This window comes from Streptomyces gobitricini (assembly GCF_039532985.1).
In the GTDB taxonomy this organism is placed as follows: Bacteria; Actinomycetota; Actinomycetes; order Streptomycetales; family Streptomycetaceae; genus Streptomyces; species Streptomyces gobitricini.
Genome location: NZ_BAAASR010000021.1, coordinates 41225 through 66093, shown reverse-complemented (window position 1 = coordinate 66093; position 24869 = coordinate 41225). Strand labels below are relative to the sequence as shown.

At 68.5% G+C, this 24869-nt stretch carries 37 protein-coding genes; 36 read left to right on the top strand and 1 reads right to left on the bottom strand.

Translation table 11 applies throughout. The features are described from left to right. Positions 1-53: 53 nt before the first annotated feature. From ABD347_RS19695 to truA, 32 genes are all read left to right on the top strand, one after another. Positions 54-1145, top strand: coding sequence for a hypothetical protein (locus ABD347_RS19695; protein WP_344363083.1), 1092 nt, complete (start codon positions 54-56; stop codon positions 1143-1145). Between the two features lie 565 nt (positions 1146-1710). Continuing rightward, positions 1711-2019 (top strand): 30S ribosomal protein S10, encoded by a 309-nt coding sequence (rpsJ, locus tag ABD347_RS19690; RefSeq protein ID WP_003948644.1) that lies wholly within the window; start codon positions 1711-1713, stop codon positions 2017-2019. 13 nt (positions 2020-2032) lie between these two features. Further along, positions 2033-2677, top strand: coding sequence for a 50S ribosomal protein L3 (gene rplC / locus ABD347_RS19685; RefSeq protein WP_344363080.1), 645 nt, complete (start codon positions 2033-2035; stop codon positions 2675-2677). A gap of 7 nt (positions 2678-2684) precedes the next feature. Then, on the top strand, positions 2685-3335 hold the full coding sequence (gene rplD, locus ABD347_RS19680; protein ID WP_344363078.1) for a 50S ribosomal protein L4: 651 nt from the start codon (positions 2685-2687) through the stop codon (positions 3333-3335). Next, entirely contained in the window at positions 3335-3652 is a 318-nt protein-coding gene (gene rplW / locus ABD347_RS19675) for a 50S ribosomal protein L23 (protein ID WP_344363075.1), read from the top strand. Before rplD ends, rplW begins: the two co-directional genes overlap by 1 nt. Before the next feature lie 41 nt (positions 3653-3693). Continuing rightward, positions 3694-4530 carry a 50S ribosomal protein L2 gene (gene rplB / locus ABD347_RS19670; RefSeq protein ID WP_344363073.1) on the top strand — a complete coding sequence of 279 codons (837 nt, stop codon included), beginning with the start codon at positions 3694-3696 and terminating at the stop codon, positions 4528-4530. 12 nt (positions 4531-4542) lie between these two features. Next, entirely contained in the window at positions 4543-4824 is a 282-nt protein-coding gene (gene rpsS, locus ABD347_RS19665) for a 30S ribosomal protein S19 (RefSeq protein ID WP_003974263.1), read from the top strand. Positions 4825-4873: 49 nt separating this feature from the next. Then, on the top strand, positions 4874-5221 hold the full coding sequence (rplV, locus tag ABD347_RS19660) for a 50S ribosomal protein L22 (protein WP_030685471.1): 348 nt from the start codon (positions 4874-4876) through the stop codon (positions 5219-5221). Then, positions 5221-6051, top strand: a complete 831-nt coding sequence (gene rpsC / locus ABD347_RS19655; protein WP_031076668.1) for a 30S ribosomal protein S3 — start codon at positions 5221-5223, stop codon at positions 6049-6051. The genes rplV and rpsC overlap by 1 nt, the downstream gene beginning before the upstream one ends. A gap of 5 nt (positions 6052-6056) precedes the next feature. Beyond that, positions 6057-6476: a 50S ribosomal protein L16 gene (gene rplP, locus ABD347_RS19650; RefSeq protein ID WP_005313579.1), complete on the top strand. Its 420-nt coding sequence runs from the start codon at positions 6057-6059 to the stop codon at positions 6474-6476. Next, positions 6476-6700, top strand: coding sequence for a 50S ribosomal protein L29 (rpmC, locus tag ABD347_RS19645; protein WP_031076670.1), 225 nt, complete (start codon positions 6476-6478; stop codon positions 6698-6700). The genes rplP and rpmC overlap by 1 nt, the downstream gene beginning before the upstream one ends. Then, complete coding sequence (gene rpsQ / locus ABD347_RS19640) at positions 6700-6987, top strand: 30S ribosomal protein S17 (RefSeq protein WP_031076673.1); 288 nt, start codon at positions 6700-6702, stop codon at positions 6985-6987. The genes rpmC and rpsQ overlap by 1 nt, the downstream gene beginning before the upstream one ends. Positions 6988-7127: 140 nt before the next feature. Next, positions 7128-7496, top strand: a complete 369-nt coding sequence (rplN, locus tag ABD347_RS19635; RefSeq protein WP_003956455.1) for a 50S ribosomal protein L14 — start codon at positions 7128-7130, stop codon at positions 7494-7496. Positions 7497-7498: 2 nt separating this feature from the next. Next, positions 7499-7822, top strand: coding sequence for a 50S ribosomal protein L24 (gene rplX, locus ABD347_RS19630; protein ID WP_019888758.1), 324 nt, complete (start codon positions 7499-7501; stop codon positions 7820-7822). Next, on the top strand, positions 7822-8379 hold the full coding sequence (gene rplE / locus ABD347_RS19625) for a 50S ribosomal protein L5 (RefSeq protein ID WP_064069947.1): 558 nt from the start codon (positions 7822-7824) through the stop codon (positions 8377-8379). The genes rplX and rplE overlap by 1 nt, the downstream gene beginning before the upstream one ends. Before the next feature lie 5 nt (positions 8380-8384). Further along, entirely contained in the window at positions 8385-8570 is a 186-nt protein-coding gene (locus ABD347_RS19620) for a type Z 30S ribosomal protein S14 (RefSeq protein ID WP_003956452.1), read from the top strand. A gap of 208 nt (positions 8571-8778) precedes the next feature. Continuing rightward, entirely contained in the window at positions 8779-9177 is a 399-nt protein-coding gene (gene rpsH, locus ABD347_RS19615; RefSeq protein WP_006347222.1) for a 30S ribosomal protein S8, read from the top strand. A 21-nt stretch (positions 9178-9198) separates the two neighbouring features. Then, a complete protein-coding gene (gene rplF / locus ABD347_RS19610; protein ID WP_064069946.1) occupies positions 9199-9738 on the top strand; it encodes a 50S ribosomal protein L6 in 540 nt (179 codons plus the stop codon). 3 nt (positions 9739-9741) lie between these two features. Next, positions 9742-10125, top strand: a complete 384-nt coding sequence (gene rplR / locus ABD347_RS19605) for a 50S ribosomal protein L18 (protein ID WP_031076680.1) — start codon at positions 9742-9744, stop codon at positions 10123-10125. A 43-nt stretch (positions 10126-10168) separates the two neighbouring features. Then, the gene (gene rpsE, locus ABD347_RS19600; protein ID WP_006376045.1) at positions 10169-10774 is read left to right on the top strand and encodes a 30S ribosomal protein S5; all 606 of its coding nucleotides are present in this window, start codon (positions 10169-10171) and stop codon (positions 10772-10774) included. After that, positions 10774-10956, top strand: coding sequence for a 50S ribosomal protein L30 (gene rpmD / locus ABD347_RS19595; protein ID WP_041130781.1), 183 nt, complete (start codon positions 10774-10776; stop codon positions 10954-10956). The genes rpsE and rpmD overlap by 1 nt, the downstream gene beginning before the upstream one ends. A 1-nt stretch (position 10957) precedes the next feature. Further along, positions 10958-11413, top strand: a complete 456-nt coding sequence (rplO, locus tag ABD347_RS19590) for a 50S ribosomal protein L15 (protein ID WP_344363065.1) — start codon at positions 10958-10960, stop codon at positions 11411-11413. A gap of 561 nt (positions 11414-11974) precedes the next feature. After that, positions 11975-13294 (top strand): preprotein translocase subunit SecY, encoded by a 1320-nt coding sequence (secY, locus tag ABD347_RS19585; RefSeq protein WP_344363063.1) that lies wholly within the window; start codon positions 11975-11977, stop codon positions 13292-13294. Then, positions 13294-13953: an adenylate kinase gene (locus ABD347_RS19580; protein ID WP_344363061.1), complete on the top strand. Its 660-nt coding sequence runs from the start codon at positions 13294-13296 to the stop codon at positions 13951-13953. Before secY ends, ABD347_RS19580 begins: the two co-directional genes overlap by 1 nt. A 120-nt stretch (positions 13954-14073) precedes the next feature. Continuing rightward, entirely contained in the window at positions 14074-14925 is an 852-nt protein-coding gene (gene map, locus ABD347_RS19575; protein WP_344363058.1) for a type I methionyl aminopeptidase, read from the top strand. 202 nt (positions 14926-15127) lie between these two features. Further along, the gene (gene infA / locus ABD347_RS19570) at positions 15128-15349 is read left to right on the top strand and encodes a translation initiation factor IF-1 (protein ID WP_003956442.1); all 222 of its coding nucleotides are present in this window, start codon (positions 15128-15130) and stop codon (positions 15347-15349) included. Between the two features lie 57 nt (positions 15350-15406). Beyond that, positions 15407-15520, top strand: coding sequence for a 50S ribosomal protein L36 (gene rpmJ, locus ABD347_RS19565; protein WP_003956441.1), 114 nt, complete (start codon positions 15407-15409; stop codon positions 15518-15520). 185 nt (positions 15521-15705) lie between these two features. Continuing rightward, positions 15706-16086, top strand: a complete 381-nt coding sequence (gene rpsM / locus ABD347_RS19560; RefSeq protein WP_064069941.1) for a 30S ribosomal protein S13 — start codon at positions 15706-15708, stop codon at positions 16084-16086. Between the two features lie 64 nt (positions 16087-16150). Next, positions 16151-16555: a 30S ribosomal protein S11 gene (gene rpsK / locus ABD347_RS19555; RefSeq protein ID WP_003956432.1), complete on the top strand. Its 405-nt coding sequence runs from the start codon at positions 16151-16153 to the stop codon at positions 16553-16555. A 120-nt stretch (positions 16556-16675) separates the two neighbouring features. Then, complete coding sequence (locus tag ABD347_RS19550) at positions 16676-17698, top strand: DNA-directed RNA polymerase subunit alpha (RefSeq protein ID WP_003956430.1); 1023 nt, start codon at positions 16676-16678, stop codon at positions 17696-17698. A gap of 80 nt (positions 17699-17778) precedes the next feature. Continuing rightward, entirely contained in the window at positions 17779-18291 is a 513-nt protein-coding gene (rplQ, locus tag ABD347_RS19545) for a 50S ribosomal protein L17 (RefSeq protein ID WP_344363054.1), read from the top strand. Between the two features lie 77 nt (positions 18292-18368). Then, on the top strand, positions 18369-19235 hold the full coding sequence (truA, locus tag ABD347_RS19540; protein WP_344363052.1) for a tRNA pseudouridine(38-40) synthase TruA: 867 nt from the start codon (positions 18369-18371) through the stop codon (positions 19233-19235). Here the strand turns inward: truA and ABD347_RS19535 are convergent. Next, positions 19197-20096, bottom strand: a complete 900-nt coding sequence (locus ABD347_RS19535; protein WP_344363049.1) for a hypothetical protein — start codon at positions 20094-20096, stop codon at positions 19197-19199. The genes truA and ABD347_RS19535 overlap by 39 nt on opposite strands. A 55-nt stretch (positions 20097-20151) precedes the next feature. Between ABD347_RS19535 and ABD347_RS19530 the strand changes: the two genes are divergently transcribed. The 4 genes from ABD347_RS19530 (at position 20152) to glmM (ending at position 24751) form a co-directional block, all read left to right on the top strand. Then, complete coding sequence (locus ABD347_RS19530) at positions 20152-21771, top strand: ABC-F family ATP-binding cassette domain-containing protein (protein WP_344363046.1); 1620 nt, start codon at positions 20152-20154, stop codon at positions 21769-21771. A 507-nt stretch (positions 21772-22278) separates the two neighbouring features. Continuing rightward, positions 22279-22722: a 50S ribosomal protein L13 gene (rplM, locus tag ABD347_RS19525; RefSeq protein ID WP_084897844.1), complete on the top strand. Its 444-nt coding sequence runs from the start codon at positions 22279-22281 to the stop codon at positions 22720-22722. 41 nt (positions 22723-22763) lie between these two features. Beyond that, positions 22764-23282, top strand: coding sequence for a 30S ribosomal protein S9 (gene rpsI, locus ABD347_RS19520; RefSeq protein WP_344363043.1), 519 nt, complete (start codon positions 22764-22766; stop codon positions 23280-23282). A 110-nt stretch (positions 23283-23392) separates the two neighbouring features. Beyond that, positions 23393-24751 (top strand): phosphoglucosamine mutase, encoded by a 1359-nt coding sequence (gene glmM / locus ABD347_RS19515; RefSeq protein ID WP_344363041.1) that lies wholly within the window; start codon positions 23393-23395, stop codon positions 24749-24751. Positions 24752-24869 lie beyond the last annotated feature (118 nt).

The following is a 24869-nucleotide window of genomic DNA, read 5'->3' as shown; positions in this document are numbered from 1 at the left end:
CCCGGTCCACGTGGTGAAATGTGCGCGTCAGAGATGCGACGTGGGTGGGGACTATGGGGACGAGCGCACCGGAGGGGCGGCCCGGCGACGGGTCGTCGGTGTCCGACGAGGAGTGGGCGCGGTTCCTCCGTGCGGCGGAGGAGGACGGCGGGGCGAGCGCGCCCAAGGAGCCGTCGGCCGATGAGCGGGCCGAGCGGGCTGCGCGGATCGCCCGCTCCGCGCAGCCCGAGGGGTGGCGCACCGGGCCGGCCTGGCGGGAGATCGACGGACGCGCCCGGCGGCGTCGGAATGTCACCGGGGTGCTCAGGATGCTGCTGGCGGTGGGGCTCCTCGTCGTCGCCATACGCCCCGGCCTGATCACCGACCGGTTCGCCGGCGCCGCGCCGCCGGTGGGGACGCTGCCCGACGCCCCGACGCTCACCGAGCCCTTCCGGGGCTCGCCCGCCGCCCGGTGGGCGGACGGCGCCGCCGGAATCGTGGTGCCCGAGGCGAAGCCCGTGGGCGGCATGAGCCGGCAGGACGTCCAGCACGCGCTGACCAGCACCAAGACACTGCTCGTCGCCGCCAACCTGGACCCCGCCACCCTCCGGGGCGAGCGGCCCCGGGCGGCGCTGGACCTCCTGGACCCGCTCCAGACCGACGGGCGCGGCGTGCTGGAGAAGGCCCTCACCGACCCGGGCGTGGACCGCGATCCGCTGTGGGTCTTCAGCCGCTTCGACCCGTCCGAGGTCCGTCCGGCGGGCGATGTGGTGAAGGTCCAGGGCCGGCTGACGTATGACAAGGGCGACCGGGACGGTGAGGTCCGGGTGCACGCCGACTACACGTTCGTCTACCCGGTGGTGAAGGCGGACCCCGGCGCCACGGAGGTCGCCCGGACGATCGTGCGCAGGCAGCTGACCCTCGTCCTGTACGACCCCGAGAAGACCCGTACGACGCCCGGCAAGCTGTATGTCCTGCGCATGGACGAGAGCGCGGGCAACGACGACTGCTCGCGCGACGGCGACGGATTCCTGCACCCGCAGTTCCTCTCGGACCTGGTGGCCGGGGAGGACGGGGGAGGCGGCGGCAGGGAGATCGATCCCTACGACCGGAGCAAGCCCCTGGACGAGCAGTCCCAGGAGTGCGGCACCGTCACCCGGACCTAGGCCCCGGTCCGGGGCTCGCCGGCCGGTGGCGGAGGCCGCGCCGTGTGATGTGGGCCGCACCCCGGCCCGGCCGCGCGCGCCCTCCCGCCGAGGGCGCGGATGGGCTCCCGGCCAGGTGGCGCGGGGTGCCCTTCCGTCGCGGGCGCCGCGTGCCGGGGTTTGACAGGGACATCCCGCGGGGTAATCTCTTCGGCTCGATTGGCGCGGGCTCTGCCCCGTATGGCAGACTGTCGGGGTTGCTCGGTTGAGTGCCGATGCTGCGCGCCTCCCGCCGGGAGGACCGGAAGCGAGTCCCACAGTACTCGTCGCCCCTGATCAGGGGCGGACGTACGGGAATCTTTCGGGAAGCGTGGGCGGGGCGCCGACCAGGCACCCGGTGGGTGTTCTGCCCCCGACGCTCTTCATTGAGCACAGCGCGGTCCTCGGGCCCGCACCCCCTTGGTTGGGAAATCCTTCGGGATATCTGCGTAGAGGGGATGCGACACGCCCGACCGCGTGGGTCGGAGAAAGAACGCGAACCCACCAGGTTCCAGAGCGTTACGAGAGACAGGACTACTGAGTAGCCATGGCGGGACAGAAGATCCGCATCCGGCTCAAGGCCTACGACCACGAGGTCATCGACTCGTCGGCGAAGAAGATCGTCGAGACGGTGACGCGCACTGGTGCGTCGGTCGCGGGCCCGGTGCCGCTGCCCACTGAGAAGAACGTGTACTGCGTCATCAAGTCGCCGCACAAGTACAAGGACTCGCGCGAGCACTTCGAGATGCGCACGCACAAGCGCCTCATCGACATCCTCGACCCCACGCCGAAGACGGTTGACTCGCTGATGCGTCTCGACCTGCCGGCCGGCGTCGACATCGAGATCAAGCTCTGAGGTGACGCGCGAGATGGCTAAGAACATTAAGGGCGTCCTGGGCGAGAAGCTCGGCATGACCCAGGTCTGGGACGAGAACAACCGGGTCGTCCCGGTGACCGTCGTCAAGGCCGGGCCCTGCGTCGTCACCCAGGTCCGCAGCAACGACATCGACGGCTACGAGTCGGTCCAGATCGCCTTCGGCGAGATCGACCCGCGCAAGGTGAACAAGCCCCTCAAGGGTCACTTCGCCAAGGCCGACGTCACCCCGCGCCGCCACCTGGTGGAGATCCGCACCGCTGACGCCTCCGAGTACACGCTCGGCCAGGAGATCACCGCTGAGGTCTTCGAGGCGGGCGTCAAGGTCGACGTCACCGGCAAGAGCAAGGGCAAGGGCTTCGCCGGTGTCATGAAGCGCCACAACTTCCGTGGCCTGGGCGCCGGACACGGTACCCAGCGCAAGCACCGCTCGCCCGGTTCCATCGGTGGCTGCGCCACCCCGGGCCGTGTGTTCAAGGGCCTCCGCATGGCGGGCCGCATGGGCAACGAGCGGGTCACCACCCAGAACCTGACCGTCCACGCCGTTGACGCGGAGAAGGGTCTGCTGCTCATCAAGGGCGCGGTCCCCGGTCCGAACGGCGGCCTCGTCCTGGTCCGTACCGCGGCCAAGGGGGCCTGAGGTAACGATGAGCACCATTGACATCCTTTCGCCGGCAGGCGACAAGGCCGGTACCGTCGAGCTCCCCGCGGAGATCTTCGACGCGAAGACCAGCGTTCCGCTGATCCACCAGGTCGTCGTCGCCCAGCTGGCCGCTGCCCGTCAGGGCACGCACAAGACCAAGTCCCGTGGCGAAGTCCGCGGTGGTGGCAAGAAGCCTTACCGCCAGAAGGGCACCGGCCGCGCCCGTCAGGGTTCGACCCGCGCCCCGCAGTTCGCCGGCGGTGGCGTCGTCCACGGCCCCGTGCCGCGTGACTACTCGCAGCGCACCCCGAAGAAGATGAAGGCCGCCGCCCTGCGCGGTGCCCTCTCGGACCGGGCGCGTCACTCCCGCATCCACGTCGTCACCGGCGTGGTCGAGGGCGAGGTCTCCACCAAGGCCGCCAAGACGCTGTTCGGCAAGATCTCGGAGCGCAAGAACCTGCTCCTGGTCGTCGACCGCGCCGACGAGGCCGCGTGGCTCTCCGCCCGCAACCTGCCCCAGGTTCACATCCTGGAGCCGGGCCAGCTGAACACGTACGACGTGATCGTCTCCGACGACGTGGTCTTCACCAAGGCCGCCTTCGAGTCCTTCGTGTCTGGCCCCAAGGCCGATGACAACGAGGGGAGCGAGGCCTGATGGCCGAGATCACCAGCAAGACCTTCTCCGACCCGCGCGACGTTCTCGTCAAGCCGGTTGTCTCCGAGAAGAGCTACGCGCTGCTCGACGAGAACAAGTACACGTTCATCGTGGCACCCACCGCGAACAAGACCCAGATCAAGCAGGCCGTCGAGGCGGTCTTCTCGGTCAAGGTCATGTCGGTGAACACGATCAACCGTCAGGGCAAGCGCAAGCGCACCCGCACCGGTTTCGGTAAGCGCGCGAACACCAAGCGCGCCATCGTGACCCTTGCTGAGGGCAACCGTATCGACATCTTCGGCGGTCCGACCGCCTAACGGCGGTCTGGATCGTCCGAATATCGGACGAGGACTGAGAAATGGGTATCCGCAAGTACAAGCCGACGACTCCGGGCCGTCGTGGCTCCAGCGTCGCCGACTTTGTCGAGATCACGCGGTCCACGCCGGAGAAGTCGCTGGTCCGCCCCCTGCACAGCAAGGGCGGCCGTAACAACACCGGTCGTGTGACCGTCCGTCACCAGGGCGGTGGCCACAAGCGCGCCTACCGCGTGATCGACTTCCGTCGTCACGACAAGGACGGCGTGCCGGCCAAGGTCGCTCACATCGAGTACGACCCGAACCGCACCGCGCGCATCGCGCTCCTCCACTACGTGGACGGCGAGAAGCGCTACATCATCGCTCCGCGTGGCCTGAACCAGGGCGACCGGATCGAGAACGGCCCCGGCGCCGACATCAAGCCCGGCAACAACCTGGCCCTCCGCAACATCCCGGTCGGTACCACGATCCACGCGATCGAGCTCCGTCCCGGCGGTGGCGCCAAGTTCGCCCGCTCCGCGGGTGCCTCCGTGCAGCTGCTCGCGAAGGAGGGCCAGATGGCCCACCTGCGCATGCCGTCCGGTGAGATCCGCCTGGTCGACGTCCGCTGCCGCGCCACCATCGGCGAGGTCGGCAACGCCGAGCAGTCGAACATCAACTGGGGCAAGGCCGGCCGCAAGCGCTGGCTGGGCGTTCGCCCGACCGTCCGCGGTGTGGCGATGAACCCGGTCGACCACCCGCACGGTGGTGGTGAGGGCAAGACCTCCGGTGGTCGCCACCCGGTCTCCCCCTGGGGTCAGAAGGAGGGTCGTACTCGTTCTCCCAAGAAGGCGAGCAACAAGTACATCGTCCGCCGCCGCAAGACGAACAAGAAGCGCTAGGAGCGGGTTTAGATGCCGCGTAGTCTCAAGAAGGGGCCCTTCGTCGACGACCACCTGATCAAGAAGGTGGACACGCAGAACGAAGCAGGCACCAAGAACGTCATCAAGACCTGGTCCCGTCGCTCGATGATCGTCCCGGCCATGCTCGGCCACACGATCGCGGTGCACAACGGCAAGACCCACATCCCGGTGTTCGTCACCGAGTCGATGGTCGGCCACAAGCTCGGCGAGTTCTCGCCGACTCGCACCTTCCGCGGCCACGTCAAGGACGACCGGAAGTCGAAGCGCCGCTAACGCGGGGTGAAAGACCATGACGAACGTGTCAGACACTGAAGGGACAACCATGGAAGCCAGGGCCCAGGCGCGGTACATCCGCGTCACGCCCATGAAGGCCCGCCGCGTGGTGGACCTCATCCGTGGCATGGACGCCACGGAGGCTCAGGCGGTCCTGCGTTTCGCCCCGCAGGCCGCGAGCGTGCCGGTGGGCAAGGTGCTGGACAGCGCCATTGCCAACGCCGCGCACAACTACGACCACACGGACGCCTCTTCGCTGTACATCAGCGAGGCGTACGTCGACGAGGGCCCGACCCTGAAGCGGTTCCGTCCGCGCGCCCAGGGCCGTGCCTACCGGATCCGCAAGCGGACCAGCCACATCACCGTGGTCGTCAGCAGCAAGGAAGGAACCCGGTAATGGGCCAGAAGGTAAACCCGCACGGGTTCCGGCTCGGCATCACCACCGACTTCAAGTCGCGGTGGTACGCCGACAAGCTGTACAAGGACTACGTCAAGGAAGACGTCGCCATCCGTCGGATGATGACGTCCGGCATGGAGCGCGCCGGCATCTCGAAGGTTGAGATCGAGCGCACCCGTGACCGCGTGCGGGTGGACATCCACACCGCGCGTCCGGGCATCGTCATCGGCCGCCGTGGCGCCGAGGCCGACCGCATCCGCGGCGACCTCGAGAAGCTCACGGGCAAGCAGGTCCAGCTGAACATCCTCGAGGTCAAGAACCCCGAGGTCGACGCTCAGCTCGTGGCCCAGGCCGTTGCCGAGCAGCTGTCCTCCCGCGTCTCCTTCCGCCGCGCCATGCGTAAGAGCATGCAGTCGGCGATGAAGGCGGGCGCCAAGGGCATCAAGATCCAGTGTGGCGGCCGTCTCGGCGGCGCCGAGATGTCCCGCTCGGAGTTCTACCGTGAGGGCCGTGTGCCGCTGCACACGCTCCGCGCGAACGTCGAGTACGGCTTCTTCGAGGCCAAGACGACCTTCGGCCGCATCGGCGTGAAGGTCTGGATCTACAAGGGCGACGTCAAGAACATCGCCGAGGTTCGCGCCGAGAACGCCGCTGCCCGCGCCGGCAACCGCCCGGCCCGTGGCGGCGCTGACCGCCCGGCCCGTGGTGGCCGCGGTGGCGAGCGTGGCGGTCGCGGTCGCAAGCCGCAGCAGGCTGGTTCCGCTGCCGAGGCCCCCAAGGCCGAGGCCGCTGCCGCCGCTCCGGCTGAGAGCACCGGAACGGAGGCCTGACCGACATGCTGATCCCCCGTAGGGTCAAGCACCGCAAGCAGCACCACCCCAAGCGCCGCGGTATGGCGAAGGGTGGTACGACGGTTGCGTTCGGCGAGTACGGCATCCAGGCCATGACTCCGGCGTACGTGACCAACCGCCAGATCGAGGCGGCTCGTATCGCGATGACCCGCCACATCAAGCGTGGCGGCAAGGTCTGGATCAACATCTACCCGGACCGCCCGCTGACGAAGAAGCCTGCCGAGACCCGCATGGGTTCCGGTAAGGGTTCCCCGGAGTGGTGGGTCGCGAACGTGCACCCGGGCCGGGTCATGTTCGAGCTGTCCTACCCGAACGAGAAGATCGCACGTGAGGCTCTGACTCGCGCGGCCCACAAGCTGCCGATGAAGTGCCGGATCGTCAAGCGCGAGGCAGGTGAAGCGTGATGTCGGCCGGTACCAAGGCGTCCGAGCTGCGCGAACTGGGCAACGAGGAGCTTGTTGCCAAGCTCCGCGAGGCCAAGGAAGAGCTGTTCAACCTCCGTTTCCAGGCGGCGACCGGGCAGCTCGAGAACCACGGTCGGCTCAAGTCCGTCCGTAAGGACATCGCCCGGATCTACACCCTGATGCGTGAGCGCGAGCTGGGCATCGAGACGGTGGAGAGCGCCTGATGAGCGAGAACAACGTGACTGAGACTGCAAAGACCGAGCGCGGTTTCCGCAAGACCCGCGAGGGTCTGGTCGTCAGCGACAAGATGGACAAGACCGTCGTCGTCGCCGTCGAGGACCGCGTCAAGCACGCGCTGTACGGCAAGGTCATCCGCCGTACGAACAAGCTCAAGGCGCACGACGAGCAGAACGCCGCGGGTGTCGGCGACCGTGTCCTCCTCATGGAGACCCGGCCGCTGTCCGCGACCAAGCGCTGGCGCGTCGTCGAGATCCTCGAGAAGGCCAAGTAATTTTGCGGGGTCCTCTCCCTGACGGGAGAGGTCCCGCATGCCCCCCGCTGAGGCGTCACTGCCCCAGCACTTAGTTCCGCCAGGCTCGGCAGGGCCTTCACAGGCCCTGCCGGGAACCGGCAGACGATCAGGAGATAGACGTGATCCAGCAGGAGTCGCGACTGCGTGTCGCCGACAACACTGGTGCCAAGGAGATCCTTTGCATCCGTGTTCTCGGTGGTTCCGGTCGCCGCTACGCGGGCATCGGTGACGTCATCGTCGCCACCGTCAAGGACGCGATCCCCGGTGGCAACGTGAAGAAGGGTGACGTCGTCAAGGCGGTCATCGTTCGCACCGTCAAGGAGCGCCGCCGCCAGGACGGCTCGTACATCCGCTTCGACGAGAACGCCGCCGTCATTCTGAAGAACGACGGCGACCCTCGCGGCACCCGTATCTTCGGCCCCGTGGGCCGTGAGCTGCGCGAGAAGAAGTTCATGAAGATCATCTCGCTCGCGCCGGAGGTGCTGTAAGCATGAAGATCAAGAAGGGCGACCTGGTCCAGGTCATCACCGGTAAGGACAAGGGCAAGCAGGGCAAGGTCATCGCGGCCTTCCCCCGCGAGGACCGCGTCCTGGTCGAGGGTGTCAACCGGGTCAAGAAGCACACCAAGGCCGGTCAGACCGCTCGCGGTTCGCAGACCGGTGGCATCGTCACGACCGAGGCCCCGATCCACGTGAGCAACGTTCAGCTCGTGGTGGAGAAGGACGGCAACAAGGTCGTCACGCGCGTCGGTTACCGCTTCGACGACGAGGGCAACAAGATCCGCGTTGCCAAGCGGACGGGTGAGGACATCTGATGGCTACCACCACCACTCCGCGTCTCAAGACGAAGTACCGCGAGGAGATCGCGGGCAAGCTGCGTGAGGAGTTCTCGTACGAGAACGTCATGCAGGTTCCCGGCCTCGTGAAGATCGTGGTCAACATGGGTGTGGGCGACGCCGCCCGCGACTCCAAGCTGATCGACGGGGCCATCAAGGACCTCACCACGATCACGGGCCAGAAGCCGGCCGTCACCAAGGCCCGCAAGTCCATCGCGCAGTTCAAGCTGCGTGAGGGCCAGCCCATCGGTGCCCACGTCACGCTCCGTGGCGACCGCATGTGGGAGTTCCTGGACCGCACCCTGTCGCTCGCGCTCCCGCGCATCCGCGACTTCCGCGGCCTGTCCCCCAAGCAGTTCGACGGCCGTGGCAACTACACCTTCGGTCTCACGGAGCAGGTCATGTTCCACGAGATCGACCAGGACAAGATCGACCGTGTCCGGGGTATGGACATCACCGTGGTGACCACGGCGACCAACGACGAAGAGGGCCGTGCGCTCCTCCGTCACCTCGGCTTCCCGTTCAAGGAGGCGTAAGCGAGATGGCGAAGAAGGCTCTCATCGCGAAGGCTGCCCGCAAGCCCAAGTTCGGCGTGCGCGCGTACACCCGTTGCCAGCGCTGCGGTCGTCCGCACTCCGTCTACCGCAAGTTCGGCCTGTGCCGCGTGTGCCTCCGTGAGATGGCTCACCGTGGCGAGCTGCCGGGCGTGACCAAGAGCTCCTGGTAACAGCCCTTTCGGGTTGCTCCAGGACTCTCGGTAAGCATCTGGTCGGCAGGAGCCCCGCCCCACATGTCGTAGGCTTGTGGGGTTGGGCGCCTGCCGCCCGTACGACTTACTACGCCGTAGGTCCCCGCACCGCACCCGTCCCGCCCATGAGTGGGGAGAGGGATGGCGCATACAGGAAACCCCGGCGAGAGAGGCCGAAGGCCAATTCATGACCATGACTGATCCGATCGCAGACATGCTTACGCGTCTGCGGAACGCGAACTCGGCGTACCACGACTCCGTGACGATGCCGCACAGCAAGATCAAGTCTCACATCGCGGAAATCCTCCAGCAGGAGGGCTTCATCACGGGCTGGAAGGTCGAGGACGCCGAGGTCGGCAAGAACCTCGTCCTCGAGCTGAAGTTCGGTCCGAACCGTGAGCGCTCCATCGCGGGCATCAAGCGGATCTCGAAGCCCGGTCTGCGGGTTTACGCGAAGTCCACCAACCTGCCGAAGGTCCTCGGCGGTCTGGGCGTGGCGATCATCTCCACGTCCCACGGCCTCCTGACCGGCCAGCAGGCGCAGAAGAAGGGCGTGGGTGGGGAAGTCCTCGCCTACGTCTGGTAGTCGGGAACGGAGGAAAAGCTAATGTCGCGTATTGGCAAGCTCCCCATCACGGTTCCCGCCGGCGTGGACGTCACCATCGAGGGCCGCACGGTCACGGTGAAGGGTTCCAAGGGCACCCTGAGCCACACCGTCGCCGCGCCGATCGAGATCGTTAAGGGTGAGGACGGCGTTCTCAACGTCACCCGCCCGAACGACGAGCGTCAGAACAAGGCCCTCCACGGCCTGTCCCGCACGCTGGTGGCCAACATGATCACCGGTGTGACCCAGGGGTACACGAAGGCGCTCGAGATCAGCGGTGTCGGTTACCGCGTGGCCGCGAAGGGCTCCAACCTGGAGTTCCAGCTCGGCTACAGCCACCCGATCCTGGTGGAGGCCCCCGAGGGCATCTCCTTCAAGGTCGAGTCGCCGACCAAGTTCTCGGTCGAGGGCATCGACAAGCAGAAGGTCGGCGAGGTCGCCGCGAACATCCGCAAGCTTCGCAAGCCCGACCCCTACAAGGCCAAGGGCGTGAAGTACGCGGGTGAGGTCATCCGCCGCAAGGTCGGAAAGGCTGGTAAGTAAGCCATGGCATACGGCGTAAAGATTGCCAAGGGCAAGGCCTACAAGGGCGCTGCTCTGAAGCGTCGCCACATCCGCATCCGCAAGAAGATCGCGGGTACGACCGAGCGTCCGCGCCTGGTCGTCACGCGCTCCAACCGCGGGATCACCGCTCAGGTCATCGACGACATCGCGGGTCACACCCTCGCGTCGGCGTCCACCCTGGACGCGTCCATCCGCGGCGGCGAAGGCGACAAGTCGGCGAAGGCGAAGCAGGTCGGCCAGCTCGTGGCCGAGCGTGCCAAGGCCGCCGGCATCGAGGCTGTCGTGTTCGACCGTGGCGGCAACCAGTACGCGGGGCGCATCGCCGCCCTGGCGGACGCCGCCCGCGAAGCCGGGCTCAAGTTCTGAGCCGGTTCCGTAGCTCAGCGGAAAACGAAGAGAGGTAATTCCAATGGCTGGACCCCAGCGCCGCGGAAGCGGTGCCGGTGGCGGCGAGCGGCGGGACCGGAAGGGCCGTGACGGCGGCGCTGCTGCCGCCGAGAAGACCGCGTACGTTGAGCGCGTCGTCGCGATCAACCGCGTCGCCAAGGTTGTGAAGGGTGGTCGTCGCTTCAGCTTCACCGCGCTGGTCGTGGTGGGCGACGGTGACGGCACCGTGGGTGTCGGTTACGGCAAGGCCAAGGAGGTGCCGGCCGCCATCGCCAAGGGTGTTGAGGAGGCCAAGAAGCACTTCTTCAAGGTCCCCCGTATCCAGGGCACCATCCCGCACCCGATCACGGGCGAGAAGGCCGCGGGCGTCGTCCTGCTCAAGCCTGCTTCCCCCGGTACCGGTGTTATCGCCGGTGGCCCGGTGCGTGCCGTGCTCGAGTGCGCCGGCGTTCACGACATCCTGTCGAAGTCGCTCGGCTCCTCCAACGCGATCAACATCGTGCACGCGACCGTGGCGGCCCTCAAGGGCCTGCAGCGTCCCGAGGAGATCGCGGCTCGCCGTGGTCTGCCCCTCGAGGACGTCGCCCCCGCGGCTCTCCTCCGTGCGCGTGCAGGGGCGGGTGCGTAATGGCTCGCCTCAAGGTCACGCAGACGAAGTCGTACATCGGCAGCAAGCAGAACCACCGCGACACCCTGCGTTCCCTGGGCCTCAAGCGCCTGGGTGACGTGGTTGTCAAGGAGGACCGCCCCGAGTTCCGCGGAATGGTGCACACCGTCCGCCACCTCGTGACGGTCGAGGAGGTCGACTGACATGGCGGAGCAGAACCCGCTGAAGGTCCACAACCTCCGTCCCGCCCCGGGCGCCAAGACCGCCAAGACCCGTGTGGGTCGTGGTGAGGCGTCGAAGGGTAAGACGGCTGGTCGTGGTACCAAGGGCACCAAGGCCCGTTACCAGGTTCCGGAGCGCTTCGAGGGTGGGCAGATGCCCCTCCACATGCGTCTTCCGAAGCTCAAGGGCTTCAAGAACCCGTTCCGCACCGAGTACCAGGTCGTGAACCTGGACAAGCTCGCCTCCCTCTACCCCGAGGGTGGCGAGGTCACGGTGGCCGATCTGGTCGCCAAGGGCGCGGTGCGCAAGAACAGCCTCGTCAAGGTCCTGGGCCAGGGCGAGATCTCCGTGGCGCTGCAGGTTTCGGTTGACGCCGTCTCCGGCTCCGCCAAGGAGAAGATCACCGCCGCCGGCGGTACCGTCACCGAGCTCGTCTGAGCTTCGTCCTGACGGACACTGACGGAAAAGAGCCTGGCCGACGTCCCTCACGGGGCGTCGGCCAGGCTCTTTTTTGCGTGCCGTGCGTGCCCCCGAAGTGGGCCGGGCGCCACTCCCGAGGTGTGGTTTTCGGCGGCTGTACGAGCTCCGGCCCTGGTGAGCGCCGGTGCCTGGGCGGAGGCCCGCCCGGCGGCGGGTGCGGAAGCCGGCCCGGAGGGAGCCGCCGAGTGTGGTTCGGGCGGGCGCCGTCCTGGCCGGGCGGCGGGCGGCAGGGGGCGGGTTTCGGACATGTTGGCCGCATGGGCCGCGTGCCGGGTGTCAATCCGGGGCGCTCGGTCGTTGGCCGGGGTGGGGCCGGTCGAGCGGTTGTCCGAGGGCTTCGGCCTTACCCGCGGTTGACGTGCCTCAGCGACGTTTCACGCGGGGGTGGCGGCCGGGTATGGTAGCCGCTGTTAGTGTCCCGGCAGTCTGCCCCCGTGGTGTAAGGCTGCCGTGTTTGTATCTACTCACTTACCAAACCGTCACCCTCACGCGCGTAACGCGGGGGTCGCAGGAGGCACCGTGCTCACCGCGTTCGCCCGGGCGTTCAAGACGCCCGACCTGCGCAAGAAGCTGCTCTTCACGCTGGGCATCATCGTGATCTACCGGCTCGGGGCCCACATCCCCGTCCCCGGTGTCGACTACCAGTCCGTCCAGCAGTGCGTGGACGAGGCCAGCAAGGGCGGCAACAGCCTGCTCGGCCTGGTGAACCTGTTCAGCGGTGGGGCGCTTCTGCAGATCACCATCTTCGCGCTCGGCATCATGCCGTACATCACGGCGAGCATCATCCTGCAGCTGCTGACCGTCGTCATTCCGCGCCTCGAGGCCCTCAAGAAGGAGGGTCAGTCGGGTACGGCCAAGATCACGCAGTACACGCGGTACCTGACGATCGCCCTCGCGATCCTCCAGGGCACAGGTCTGGTGGCGACCGCCCGCACCGGCGCGCTGTTCAGCGGTTGCACGGTGGCCGGTCAGGTCGTTCCCGACCGGTCGATCTTCGTGACCATCCTGATGGTCATCACCATGACCGCGGGTACCGCCCTCGTGATGTGGCTCGGTGAGCTCATCACCGACCGCGGCATCGGCAACGGCATGTCGATCCTGATGTTCATCTCGATCGCCGCCGGCTTCCCGGGCGCCCTGTGGGCCATCAAGGTCAGCGGCAAGCTCGCGCAGGGCTGGATCGAGTTCGGCACCGTCATCCTGATCGGCTTCGTGATGGTGGGCCTGGTCGTCTTCGTCGAGCAGGCCCAGCGCCGCATCCCGGTGCAGTACGCGAAGCGCATGATCGGCCGCAGGTCGTACGGCGGTACGTCCACTTACATCCCGCTCAAGGTGAACCAGGCAGGTGTGATTCCTGTCATCTTCGCCTCGTCGCTGCTCTACATCCCGGCGCTGATCGCCCAGTTCTCGACCGGGACCTCCGCCTGGAAGACCTGGATCGAAGCCCACTTCGTCAAGGGTGACCACCCCTACTACATCACCGTGTACTTCCTGTTGATCGTGTTCTTCGCCTTCTTCTACGTGGCGATCTCGTTCAACCCCGAGGAAGTCGCGGACAACATGAAGAAGTATGGTGGCTTCATCCCGGGTATCCGGGCTGGTCGACCTACTGCCGAGTACCTGAGCTACGTGCTCAACCGGATCACCTGGCCGGGCTCGCTGTATCTGGGTCTGATCGCTCTTGTGCCGACGATGGCGTTGGCAGGCTTCGGTGGCGCCAATGCCAACTTCCCGTTCGGCGGGACGAGCATCCTCATCATCGTGGGTGTGGGGCTGGAGACCGTGAAGCAGATCGAGAGCCAGCTCCAGCAGCGCAATTACGAAGGGTTCCTCCGCTGATGCGTATCGTCCTCGTCGGACCGCCCGGTGCGGGCAAGGGAACGCAGGCCGCGTTCCTTGCCAAGAACCTGTCGATCCCGCACATCTCCACGGGCGACCTGTTCCGCGCCAACATCAGTCAGGGCACGGAGCTGGGCAAGCAGGCCAAGGCGTACATGGACGCCGGCAACCTCGTACCCGACGAGGTCACCATCGGCATGGCCAAGGACCGCATGGAGCAGCCGGACGCCGAGAACGGCTTCCTGCTGGACGGTTTCCCGCGGAACGTGGCCCAGGCCGAGGCGCTGGACGCCATGCTCGACGGCGAGGGCATGAAGTTGGACGCCGTCCTCGACCTGGAGGTCGAGGAGGACGAGGTCGTCAAGCGGATCGCGGGCCGCCGCATCTGCCGCAACGACAGCTCCCACGTCTTCCACGTGACGTACGCGGCGCCGAAGACCGAGGGTGTCTGCGACGCCTGCGGCGGCGAGCTGTACCAGCGTGACGACGACTCCGAGGGGACCGTCCGCAAGCGGCTGGAGGTCTACCACACGCAGACCGAGCCGATCATCGACTACTACCGGGCCCAGGGCCTGGTGGTCACCATCTCCGCGCTCGGCAAGGTCGACGAGGTGACCGGGCGGGCGATGGAGGCCCTGCGGGGCGAGAAGGCCGCGTAGCGCCGCTCCGACACGTGTCGTACACCGGCCGCGGTGCCCCTCCGGGCACCGCGGCCGCTGTCGTACGGCCGTATCGTGGTCAGGTCACCCCGTTCTCCGTTTGGAAAGGCGTCAGCCGTCATGGTGCAGATCAAGACTCCCGAGCAGATCGCGAAGATGCGCGAGGCGGGGCTTGTCGTCGCCGCCATCCACGCGGCGACACGTGAGGCCGCTGTGCCCGGCGCGACGACGAAGGACCTGGACGAGGTCGCGCGGAAGGTGATCGCCGACCATGGGGCCAAGTCGAACTTCCTGGGGTACGGGGGGTTCCCCGCGACGATCTGCACCTCGGTGAACGAGGTCGTCGTCCACGGCATCCCGAGCGACGAGGTCGTGCTCAAGGACGGGGACATCATCTCCATCGACTGCGGCGCGATCATCGACGGCTGGCACGGTGACGCCGCGTACACCGCCTTCGTGGGGTCGGGCCACGCCCCGGAGCTGATCGAGCTGTCCCGGGTGACCGAGGAGTCGATGTGGGCCGGCATCGCCGCGATGAGGAACGGCAACCGGCTGGTGGACATCTCCCGGGCGATCGAGTCCTACATCCGCCGCCAGCCGCGCCCGGCCACGGGCGAGCACAGCCTGGGCAAGTTCGGGATCATCGAGGACTACGGCGGCCACGGCATCGGTACCGAGATGCACATGGACCCGCACCTGCTGAACTACGTCGCCCGCAAGCGTGGCAAGGGTCCCAAGCTGGTGCCCGGCTTCTGCCTGGCGATCGAGCCGATGGTGTCGCTCGGCACGCCCCGCACGGAGGTCCTGGAGGACGACTGGACCGTCATCACGACGGACGGCACCTGGTCCTCCCACTGGGAGCACTCCGTGGCCCTCACGGAGGAGGGTCCGCTCGTCCTGACGGCACCGGACGGCGGCAAGGCCAAGCTCGCGGAGCTGGGCGTCACGGCGGCCCCCGACCCGCTGGCCTGACGGCCGGGCGCCGACGGCCCGGCGCGGGCATCCGCCGGGACGGCGGGGCCGGGTGGGGGTAACGATCTCCGGCGGTGGGCAAGCTACGGGGATTCGTCTTTTCCAGGGGCCTGACGTAGACTGATGCGTCGGCTCTCGTGTACCCGTGTGTCCGCACATGGTGACGAGAGTCGATCAAGGTAGCCGATTCGAAGGGCGAAGCGTGGCCAAGAAGCAAGGTGCCATCGAAATTGAGGGCACCGTGATCGAGTCCCTGCCGAACGCCATGTTCAAGGTGGAGCTCCAGAACGGTCACAAAGTCCTCGCGCACATCTCCGGCAAGATGCGGATGCACTACATCCGTATCCTCCCGGACGACCGGGTCGTCGTGGAGCTGTCTCCGTACGACCTGACGCGTGGGCGGATCGTCTACCGATACAAGTAGATCTTGTCGCGCCCCACCTGTGGGGCGGTGGCACTGACCCGGAGAACCTCACATCCCATGAAGGTCAAGCCGAGCGTCAAGAAGATCTGCGACAAGTGCAAGGTGATCCGCCGTCACGGTCGGGTCATGGTCATCTGCGACAACCTGCGCCACAAGCAGCGCCAGGGCTGACGCACGCCGACCTGCACCTCCGCAGTTCTTCGCGCGACGCAAGCGAATTCGTACATACGCAGTGCCCGCCTGATCCCCACAGGGGCGGCGACACCTCCGGCGGGGGCCGGGGACCTGGTCCGTACCTCGTACGGCGGCCATGGAGCGGCACTGCGGAAGACCCCCGAACACACAGGAGCCATTGAATGGCACGCGTTTCCGGTGTTGACATCCCGCGCGACAAGCGTGTGGAGGTCGCACTCACCTACGTCTTCGGCATCGGCCGCACCCTGGCGAAGGAGACCCTCGCCTCCACCGGTGTGAACCCGAACACCCGCGTTCGTGACCTGTCCGAAGAGGACCTGGTCAAGATCCGCGAGTACGTGGACGCCAACCTCAAGACCGAGGGTGACCTCCGTCGCGAGATCCAGGCCGACATCCGCCGCAAGGTCGAGATCGGCTGCTACCAGGGTCTGCGCCACCGTCGCGGTCTGCCGGTCCACGGCCAGCGCACCAGCACGAACGCCCGTACCCGCAAGGGCCCGCGTCGCGCCATCGCCGGCAAGAAGAAGCCGGGCAAGAAGTAGTCCGCAGCGGACGACTGTCCACGGTCTTCGCTGTAGGACCGACCACCTCCCGTAGGAGTAAGACATGCCCCCCAAGGGTCGTCAGGGCGCTGCCAAGAAGGTGCGCCGCAAGGAAAAGAAGAACGTCGCTCACGGGCACGCCCACATCAAGAGCACGTTCAACAACACCATCGTCTCGATCACCGACCCCTCGGGCAACGTGATCTCCTGGGCCTCCGCCGGCCACGTCGGCTTCAAGGGCTCGCGCAAGTCCACCCCCTTCGCCGCGCAGATGGCCGCCGAGTCGGCCGCCCGCCGCGCGCAGGAGCACGGCATGCGCAAGGTCGACGTCTTCGTCAAGGGCCCGGGCTCGGGTCGTGAGACGGCCATCCGTTCGCTCCAGGCGACCGGTCTCGAGGTCGGCTCCATCCAGGACGTCACCCCCACGCCGCACAACGGTTGCCGTCCGCCGAAGCGCCGCCGCGTCTGACGCACGGCTGCTTTCGCAGGGATTCTCGGGCGGTACGGCTCTTCGGGGGCGTGCCGCCCGTACCCTTGCATTATCCGAGGACGTCAAATAGCGGGCGTCCACGACTGAAGGAAATACACCATGCTTATCGCTCAGCGTCCCTCGCTGACCGAAGAGGTCGTCGACGAGTACCGCTCGCGGTTCGTCATCGAGCCGCTGGAGCCGGGCTTCGGCTACACGCTCGGCAACTCGCTCCGCCGGACCCTCCTCTCCTCGATCCCGGGTGCGGCGGTCACGTCCATCCGCATCGACGGCGTCCTGCACGAGTTCACCACCGTGCCGGGCGTCAAGGAAGACGTCACCGACCTCATCCTGAACATCAAGCAGCTGGTCGTGTCCAGCGAGCACGACGAGCCGGTCGTGATGTACCTGCGCAAGCAGGGTCCGGGCCTCGTGACCGCGGCCGACATCGCGCCCCCGGCCGGTGTCGAGGTGCACAACCCCGACCTGGTGCTCGCCACGCTGAACGGCAAGGGCAAGCTGGAGATGGAGCTGACCGTCGAGCGCGGTCGCGGCTACGTCTCCGCCGTCCAGAACAAGCAGGTGGGTCAGGAGATCGGCCGCATCCCGGTCGACTCGATCTACTCGCCGGTGCTGAAGGTCACGTACAAGGTCGAGGCCACGCGTGTCGAGCAGCGCACCGACTTCGACAAGCTGATCGTCGACGTCGAGACCAAGCAGGCCATGCGTCCGCGCGACGCCATGGCGTCGGCCGGCAAGACCCTGGTCGAGCTGTTCGGTCTGGCCCGCGAGCTCAACATCGACGCCGAGGGCATCGACATGGGCCCGTCCCCGACGGACGCCGCCCTCGCCGCCGACCTGGCGCTGCCGATCGAGGAGCTCGAGCTCACCGTTCGTTCGTACAACTGCCTCAAGCGCGAGGGCATCCACTCCGTGGGTGAGCTCGTGGCGCGCTCCGAGGCCGACCTGCTCGACATCCGCAACTTCGGTGCGAAGTCGATCGACGAGGTCAAGGCGAAGCTGGCCGGCATGGGCCTGGCCCTCAAGGACAGCCCGCCCGGATTCGACCCGACCGCCGCCGCCGACGCCTTCGGCGCCGACGACGACGCGGACGCGGGCTTCGTCGAGACCGAGCAGTACTGATCACTGCCCGCGGGCGACCGCCCGCGGGGCCCTGACCCCGGTACCTGATACGGCCGGGGCAGATCACAAGGAGAAACACCATGCCGAAGCCCGCCAAGGGTGCCCGTCTGGGCGGCAGCGCCGCGCACGAGAAGCTGCTCCTCGCGAACCTCGCGAAGTCGCTCTTCGAGCACGGCCGCATCACCACGACCGAGGCGAAGGCCCGCCGCCTGCGTCCGGTCGCCGAGCGCCTGATCACCAAGGCGAAGAAGGGCGACATCCACAACCGTCGCCTGGTGCTGCAGACGATCACGGACAAGGGCATCGTCCACACGCTCTTCACCGAGATCGCTCCGCGCTACGCCGAGCGCCCGGGTGGCTACACCCGCATCACCAAGATCGGCAACCGTCGTGGCGACAACGCCCCGATGGCCGTGATCGAGCTGGTCGAGGGCGAGATCGCCAAGAAGGCGACCGTCGCCGAGGCCGAGGCCGCCACCAAGCGCGCCGTCAAGGAGTCCGACGAGGCCAACGCCAAGGTCGACGAGGCGAAGGCCGACGAGGCGGAGGCCAAGGCTGACGAGGCCAAGGCCGACGAGTCCAAGGACGCCTGAACCGCGTTCTGAAGGCGCAACGACGGGCCCGTCCCCCTCACGGGGGGCGGGCCCGTCCGGCTTGAGAGGATTGACGCGTGAGCGATGACGTGAAGCCCGGCTCCGTACGGGTACGGCTGGACCTTTCGTACGACGGCAAGGACTTCCACGGCTGGGCCAAGCAGGCGCGCGGGCAGCGGACCGTGCAGGGGGAGATCGAGGACGCGCTGCGCACGGTGACGCGGTCGTCCGAGACGTACGAGCTGACCGTCGCGGGCCGGACGGACGCCGGTGTGCACGCGCGCGGGCAGGTCGCCCACGTGGACCTGCCGGAGGCCGTGTGGGCGGAGCACCGGGAGAAGCTGCTGCGGCGGCTGGCCGGGCGGCTGGGGCACGACGTGCGGGTGTGGAGGGTCGAGGAGGCGCCGGCCGGTTTCAACGCGCGCTTCTCGGCGATCTGGCGGCGGTACGCGTACCGGGTGACCGACGAGCCCGGTGGCGTCGACCCGTTGCTGCGCGGGCACATCCTGTGGCACGACTGGCCGCTGGACGTCGAGGCGATGAACGCCGCCGCCGAGCCGCTGCTGGGCGAGCACGACTTCGCCGCGTACTGCAAGAAGCGGGAGGGGGCGACGACCATCCGCACGCTGCAGGAGCTGCGGTGGGAGCGGCTGCCGTCCGGGGTCCTGGAGGCCACGGTCAAGGCGGACGCCTTCTGCCACAACATGGTCCGCTCGCTCGTCGGCGCGCTGCTGTTCGTCGGCGACGGGCACCGGCCGGTGGACTGGCCGGGGAAGGTGCTGGCCGCGGGCGTGCGGGACTCGGCCGTCCATGTCGTACGGCCGCACGGGCTCACGCTCGAGGAGGTCGGGTACCCGGCCGACGAGCTGCTGGCCGCCAGGAACCTGGAGGCCCGCAACAGGCGGTCACTGGCCGCCCGCGGCGGGAGCGGTGGCTGCTGCTGAGGCCTGGGCGCGGCCGCGGGCGTAGATCTGGTTGAAGGTGAAGGTCCCGAGGTCGTCGCTGGTCCGGAAGACCGCCTCGTCGGCCTTGGTGACCTTCTTGCCGCTGGTGAAGCCCGCCTGCGTGAAGTAGGCGTACCGGCCGAGCGCGTTGGAACGGCGCAGGCACACCGTCTGCGCCCGGCAGAAGCCGTCGACGCCGGACCCGGCGAGCGGGGTGATGCCGCCGACCGCCTGTTCCTTCGCCTTGAGCGCGGCCGCCTGGGTGTCGAAGAGCGCGACGCCGACCGTGACGGCGACGCCGTCCTTCTCGTAGGTGGCGCGGATGACGCGCAGGCAGCCGTTCCGCTCCAGGACCGGGCCGAGGCCGTCCTCCGCCGCCGTCGCGCAGTCGGTGGTGGAGGCGGTGGCGCCCTTCCTGTGGACGCGGTCGCCCATCGTGAGCTTCCTGCCGGGGAAGAGGGACTCCGCGCTGAGCGGCGCCCGGTCCTTCTGGGCGCTGGAGATGTAGTCCATCGGGTCCGGCGGGGGCGGGGGAGCGACCGAGGAGAAGGACGGTTGCGGCTTGGCGGTGTCGGTGGGCAGCTCCGGGGCCCCGCTGGTGGTGTCCGCGAGGTTGGCACCGTCGTCGCTCTTCTTGCCGGTCGAGACGATGGCCACCGCGATCACCGTGCCCACCAGCGCGGTGGCGAGCGCGGCACCGCCGACGAGCAGCAGACGCCTACGGCGCGTGCGCGCGGCCGACGCCTCCGCCAGGGCGCTCCAGTCCGGCGTCCCGGCCTGGTACGGCTGGTTCTGCTGGTACGGATCCTGCTGGTACGGATCGTGCGGCTGCTGCGGCCACTGGGGTCCCCCAAAGCTCATGCCGCGCATCCTAAACCGGTTGGGACGGGGGGCGGCCCCCGTGGACAATGCGGCCATGGGACATGTAGAGGTCGCGCATCTGGAGTACTGCCTGCCGGACGGGCGGGTGCTGCTCGCAGACGTGTCCTTCCGGGTCGGCGAGGGCGCGGTCGTGGCCCTCGTCGGGGCGAACGGGGCCGGCAAGACCACGCTGCTGCGGCTGATCGCGGGCGACGCCCAGCCGCACGGTGGGACGGTCACCGTCTCGGGCGGGCTGGGTGTGATGCCGCAGTTCGTCGGGTCGGTGCGCGACGAGCGGAGCGTGCGGGACCTGCTGGTGTCGGTCGCGCCGGCGCGGATCCGGGCGGCGGCGGCCGCGGTGGATGCCGCCGAGCACCTGATCCTGACGGTCGACGACGAGGCCGCGCAGATGGCGTACGCGCAGGCGCTGAGCGACTGGGCGGAGGCGCGGGGGTACGAGGCCGAGACCCTGTGGGACATGTGCACCATGGCGGCGCTGGGCGTGCCGTACGAGAAGGCCCAGTTCCGCCAGGTGCGCACGCTCAGCGGCGGCGAGCAGAAGCGGCTGGTGCTGGAGGCGCTGCTGCGGGGGCCGGAGGAGGTGCTCCTCCTCGACGAGCCGGACAACTACCTGGACGTCCCCGGCAAGCGGTGGCTGGAGGAGCGGCTGGCCGAGACCCGCAAGACCGTGCTGTTCGTCTCGCACGACCGGGAGCTGCTGGCGCGGGCCGCCGGGAAGATCGTGGCCGTGGAGCCGGGACCGGCCGGGTCGGACGTCTGGGTGCACGGCGGCGGTTTCGGGACCTTCCACGAGGCGCGGCGGGAGCGGTTCGCCCGGTTCGAGGAGCTCCAGCGGCGCTGGGAGGAGAAGCACGCGCAGCTCAAGCACCTGGTGAACACCTTGAAGAACAAGGCCGCGTTCAACGACGGGCTGGCCTCCCGCTACCAGGCCGCCCAGACCCGGCTGCGGAAGTTCGAGGAGGCCGGTCCGCCGCCCGAGCCGCCGCGCGAGCAGGACATCCGGATGCGGCTGCGCGGCGGACGCACCGGGGTGCGGGCCGTGACCTGCGGGGACCTGGAGCTCACGGGGCTGATGAAGCCCTTCTCCCTGGAGGTCTTCTACGGGGAGCGGGTCGCCGTGCTGGGCTCGAACGGCTCCGGGAAGTCCCACTTCCTGCGGCTGCTGGCGGGGGAGGACGTCTCCCACACCGGCACCTGGAAGCTGGGCGCGCGGGTGGTGCCGGGCCACTTCGCGCAGACGCACGCCCACCCCGAGCTGATGGGCCGGACGCTGGTGGACATCCTGTGGACGGAGCACGCCAAGGACCGGGGCGGGGCGATGTCCGCCCTGCGGCGGTACGAGCTGGAGCGCCAGGGCGACCAGGCCTTCGACCGGCTGTCGGGCGGGCAGCAGGCACGGTTCCAGATCCTGCTGCTGGAGCTGGCGGGGACCACCGCGCTGCTGTTGGACGAGCCGACGGACAACCTGGACCTGGAGTCGGCGGAGGCGCTCCAGGTGGGCCTGGAGGCGTACGAGGGGACGGTGCTGGCCGTCACGCACGATCGCTGGTTCGCGCGCTCCTTCGACCGGTACCTGGTCTTCGGCGCGGACGGCGTCGTGCGCGAGACGCCGGAGGCGGTGTGGGACGAGCGGCGGGTGGAGCGGGCGCGATAGCCGCCGCGCCCCGAGGGGCCGGGAGGGATGCGGGCGGGGCGGACGCGGGTGCGGGGGGCCGGCGGCGGCGTCCGGGCCCGGGCCGGGGAAGCGGGGCGGCACGCGGGCGGGGGCAGGGCTCCGGCCAGGGGAGGAGGCCGGGCCGCTCGTCGTACTGGAGGCCGGGCCGCTCGTCGTACTGGCGGAGCTCGCCGCCGGCGGGACGGGGCGGGTCTCCCTCGCCCGGGCCGCCGGTCGTCCCGGCGCCCCGTGACCGGGTACGGGGGCGTCCCCGCGCCGTACCCGGACGGGCCTGTTTTGACCCGGGTGGGGGACGGCGCGTATTCTTCTGGTTCGTTATGCGTATTGGCTTGCTCGTTCTCACGTGAGAGGCCGTTACGCCGGTCCACCGGGCCGATGACCAGCGACTGGCACTCGGGTTGCGTCCCCGACGTGCCGTCTAGGCTGTCGTGATCGTCCGGGTGGCCTTGTCAGGACCCACTCACTGAAGAAGCGAAGGCTACGACCGTGCGTACGTACAGCCCCAAGCCCGGCGATGTGACGCGCCAGTGGCACATCATCGACGCGCAGGACATCGTCCTGGGCCGTCTGGCGACCACCGCCGCCACCCTTCTGCGGGGCAAGCACAAGCCGATCTATGCGCCGCACGTTGACACTGGTGACTTCGTCATCATCATCAACGCCGACAAGGTGCACCTGTCCGGCAACAAGCGGACCCAGAAGATGGCCTACCGCCACTCCGGTTACCCGGGTGGTCTGCGCTCCGTCCGCTACGACGAGCTGCTCGAGAAGAACCCCGAGAAGGCTGTCGAGAAGGCCGTCAAGGGCATGCTCCCGAAGAACTCCCTTGGCCGTCAGATGCTCTCGAAGCTGAAGGTCTACGCGGGCGAGAACCACCCGCACGCTGCCCAGCAGCCGGTCCCGTTCGAGATCACCCAGGTCGCGCAGTAAGTCCGGCCACCCCCTAAGACGAAAAGAATCTGAGGAGCATCGTGGCCGAGACCACTGTTGAGAACCCCATCGAGGGCGAGGAGACCTACGCCGAGGTCACCACCTTCGAGTCCGAGGTGCCCGTCGAGGGCGAGTACACCTCCGAGTCGATGGCGTCCCGCTTCGGCGAGCCGCAGCCGGCCGCCGGCCTGGGCCGCCGCAAGAACGCCATCGCCCGCGTCCGGATCGTCCCGGGCACCGGCAAGTGGAAGATCAATGGTCGCACCCTCGAGGACTACTTCCCGAACAAGGTGCACCAGCAGGAAGTCAACGAGCCCTTCAAGGTGCTCGAGCTCGACAACCGTTACGACGTCATCGCCCGCATCTCGGGTGGCGGCGTCTCCGGCCAGGCCGGCGCCCTGCGCCTCGGCGTGGCGCGCGCCCTGAACGAGGCCGACGTGGACAACAACCGCGGCGCGCTGAAGAAGGCCGGCTTCCTGAGCCGCGACGACCGTGCCGTCGAGCGCAAGAAGGCCGGTCTCAAGAAGGCCCGTAAGGCCCCGCAGTACAGCAAGCGTTAATCACGCCTGCTCGCCCTGCTCGACGTACGCCCCGGCGGCACCTCCGTGCTGCCGGGGCGTACGTCTATACGCTTCACCTTGCTTTTTTCGGAGTAACTCGGAGGACAGCTGTGGGACGACTCTTCGGCACGGACGGTGTGCGCGGTGTCGCCAACGCGGATCTGACGGCGGAGCTCGCGCTCGGCCTGTCGGTCGCGGCGGCGCACGTGCTCGCCGAGGCGGGGACCTTTGAAGGACATCGGCCGACCGCCGTGGTCGGGCGTGACCCCCGTGCGTCGGGAGAGTTTCTGGAGGCCGCCGTCGTGGCGGGCCTCGCGAGCGCCGGTGTGGACGTCATGCGGGTCGGCGTGCTGCCGACACCGGCCGTCGCGTTCCTGACGGGCGCGCTCGGCGCCGACCTGGGCGTCATGCTCTCCGCCAGCCACAACGCCATGCCGGACAACGGCATCAAGTTCTTCGCGCGCGGCGGCCACAAGCTGGCCGACGAGCTGGAGGACCGTATCGAGGCGGTCTACGAGCAGCACCGCACCGGTGAGCCGTGGGACCGGCCGACCGGCGCCGGTGTCGGCCGGATCGCCGACTACCACGAGGGCTTCGACCAGTACGTCGCCCACCTGCTGCGCGTCCTGCCGAACCGGCTCGACGGCCTGAGGATCGTGCTCGACGAGGCGCACGGCGCCGCGTCCGGTGTGTCGCCCGCCGCGTTCCAGCAGGCCGGCGCCGAGGTCATCACCATCGGCGCCACCCCGGACGGGCTCAACATCAACGACGGCTGCGGCTCCACCCACCTGGAGATGCTGAAGGCCGCCGTCGTCGAGCACGGCGCGGACCTCGGCATCGCCCACGACGGGGACGCCGACCGCTGCCTGGCCGTCGACCACACGGGCGCCGAGGTCGACGGCGACCAGATCCTCGCCGTGCTCGCCCTCGCCATGCGCGAGGCCGGGACGCTGCGCGGCGACGCCGTCGTCGCGACCGTCATGTCGAACCTGGGCTTCAAGCTCGCCATGGAACGCGAGGGCCTCCAGCTCGTCCAGACGGCGGTCGGCGACCGCTACGTGCTGGAGTCGATGAAGGAGCACGACTACGCCCTGGGCGGCGAGCAGTCCGGGCACGTCATCGTCCTCGACCACGCCACCACCGGCGACGGCACCCTGACCGGTCTGCTGCTCGCCGCGCGTGTCGCGGCGACCGGGCGGTCGCTGGCCGAGCTGGCCGGGGTCATGGAGCGCCTTCCGCAGATCCTGATCAACGTCAAGGACGTCGACAAGACGCGGGTGAAGACCTCAGCCGAGCTGGGCAGCGCCGTCGCGGACGCCGAGCGCCGACTGGGCAGCACCGGTCGGGTCCTGCTGCGTCCCTCGGGCACGGAGCCGCTGGTACGCGTCATGGTCGAGGCCGCCGACATCGAGCAGGCCCGCGCGGTCGCCGGGGAGCTCGCCGACGTGGTGAAGTCCGCGCTGGGCTAGCCCCCGCCGGAGGACGACGAGGGGCCGGTCCCGCCGCACACGCGTCGGGGGCCGGCCTTTCGCCTCGCGGTGGCGGTGGCGGTGGCGGTACGCCGTACCGGCCTTACGGGTCCGGTTT

What these genes read in the sequence shown, in the direction of transcription:
- ABD347_RS19695 (WP_344363083.1), top strand. Translation starts at nt 54, where the DNA reads ATGGGGACGAGCGCACCGGAGGGGCGGCCCGGCGACGGGTCGTCGGTG.
- rpsJ (WP_003948644.1), top strand. Translation starts at nt 1,711, where the DNA reads ATGGCGGGACAGAAGATCCGCATCCGGCTCAAGGCCTACGACCACGAG.
- rplC (WP_344363080.1), top strand. Translation starts at nt 2,033, where the DNA reads ATGGCTAAGAACATTAAGGGCGTCCTGGGCGAGAAGCTCGGCATGACC.
- rplD (WP_344363078.1), top strand. Translation starts at nt 2,685, where the DNA reads ATGAGCACCATTGACATCCTTTCGCCGGCAGGCGACAAGGCCGGTACC.
- rplW (WP_344363075.1), top strand. Translation starts at nt 3,335, where the DNA reads ATGGCCGAGATCACCAGCAAGACCTTCTCCGACCCGCGCGACGTTCTC.
- rplB (WP_344363073.1), top strand. Translation starts at nt 3,694, where the DNA reads ATGGGTATCCGCAAGTACAAGCCGACGACTCCGGGCCGTCGTGGCTCC.
- rpsS (WP_003974263.1), top strand. Translation starts at nt 4,543, where the DNA reads ATGCCGCGTAGTCTCAAGAAGGGGCCCTTCGTCGACGACCACCTGATC.
- rplV (WP_030685471.1), top strand. Translation starts at nt 4,874, where the DNA reads ATGGAAGCCAGGGCCCAGGCGCGGTACATCCGCGTCACGCCCATGAAG.
- rpsC (WP_031076668.1), top strand. Translation starts at nt 5,221, where the DNA reads ATGGGCCAGAAGGTAAACCCGCACGGGTTCCGGCTCGGCATCACCACC.
- rplP (WP_005313579.1), top strand. Translation starts at nt 6,057, where the DNA reads ATGCTGATCCCCCGTAGGGTCAAGCACCGCAAGCAGCACCACCCCAAG.
- rpmC (WP_031076670.1), top strand. Translation starts at nt 6,476, where the DNA reads ATGTCGGCCGGTACCAAGGCGTCCGAGCTGCGCGAACTGGGCAACGAG.
- rpsQ (WP_031076673.1), top strand. Translation starts at nt 6,700, where the DNA reads ATGAGCGAGAACAACGTGACTGAGACTGCAAAGACCGAGCGCGGTTTC.
- rplX (WP_019888758.1), top strand. Translation starts at nt 7,499, where the DNA reads ATGAAGATCAAGAAGGGCGACCTGGTCCAGGTCATCACCGGTAAGGAC.
- rplE (WP_064069947.1), top strand. Translation starts at nt 7,822, where the DNA reads ATGGCTACCACCACCACTCCGCGTCTCAAGACGAAGTACCGCGAGGAG.
- ABD347_RS19620 (WP_003956452.1), top strand. Translation starts at nt 8,385, where the DNA reads ATGGCGAAGAAGGCTCTCATCGCGAAGGCTGCCCGCAAGCCCAAGTTC.
- rpsH (WP_006347222.1), top strand. Translation starts at nt 8,779, where the DNA reads ATGACCATGACTGATCCGATCGCAGACATGCTTACGCGTCTGCGGAAC.
- rplF (WP_064069946.1), top strand. Translation starts at nt 9,199, where the DNA reads ATGTCGCGTATTGGCAAGCTCCCCATCACGGTTCCCGCCGGCGTGGAC.
- rplR (WP_031076680.1), top strand. Translation starts at nt 9,742, where the DNA reads ATGGCATACGGCGTAAAGATTGCCAAGGGCAAGGCCTACAAGGGCGCT.
- rpsE (WP_006376045.1), top strand. Translation starts at nt 10,169, where the DNA reads ATGGCTGGACCCCAGCGCCGCGGAAGCGGTGCCGGTGGCGGCGAGCGG.
- rpmD (WP_041130781.1), top strand. Translation starts at nt 10,774, where the DNA reads ATGGCTCGCCTCAAGGTCACGCAGACGAAGTCGTACATCGGCAGCAAG.
- rplO (WP_344363065.1), top strand. Translation starts at nt 10,958, where the DNA reads ATGGCGGAGCAGAACCCGCTGAAGGTCCACAACCTCCGTCCCGCCCCG.
- ABD347_RS19580 (WP_344363061.1), top strand. Translation starts at nt 13,294, where the DNA reads ATGCGTATCGTCCTCGTCGGACCGCCCGGTGCGGGCAAGGGAACGCAG.
- map (WP_344363058.1), top strand. Translation starts at nt 14,074, where the DNA reads ATGGTGCAGATCAAGACTCCCGAGCAGATCGCGAAGATGCGCGAGGCG.
- rpmJ (WP_003956441.1), top strand. Translation starts at nt 15,407, where the DNA reads ATGAAGGTCAAGCCGAGCGTCAAGAAGATCTGCGACAAGTGCAAGGTG.
- rpsM (WP_064069941.1), top strand. Translation starts at nt 15,706, where the DNA reads ATGGCACGCGTTTCCGGTGTTGACATCCCGCGCGACAAGCGTGTGGAG.
- rpsK (WP_003956432.1), top strand. Translation starts at nt 16,151, where the DNA reads ATGCCCCCCAAGGGTCGTCAGGGCGCTGCCAAGAAGGTGCGCCGCAAG.
- ABD347_RS19550 (WP_003956430.1), top strand. Translation starts at nt 16,676, where the DNA reads ATGCTTATCGCTCAGCGTCCCTCGCTGACCGAAGAGGTCGTCGACGAG.
- rplQ (WP_344363054.1), top strand. Translation starts at nt 17,779, where the DNA reads ATGCCGAAGCCCGCCAAGGGTGCCCGTCTGGGCGGCAGCGCCGCGCAC.
- ABD347_RS19535 (WP_344363049.1), bottom strand. Translation starts at nt 20,096, where the DNA reads ATGAGCTTTGGGGGACCCCAGTGGCCGCAGCAGCCGCACGATCCGTAC.
- ABD347_RS19530 (WP_344363046.1), top strand. Translation starts at nt 20,152, where the DNA reads ATGGGACATGTAGAGGTCGCGCATCTGGAGTACTGCCTGCCGGACGGG.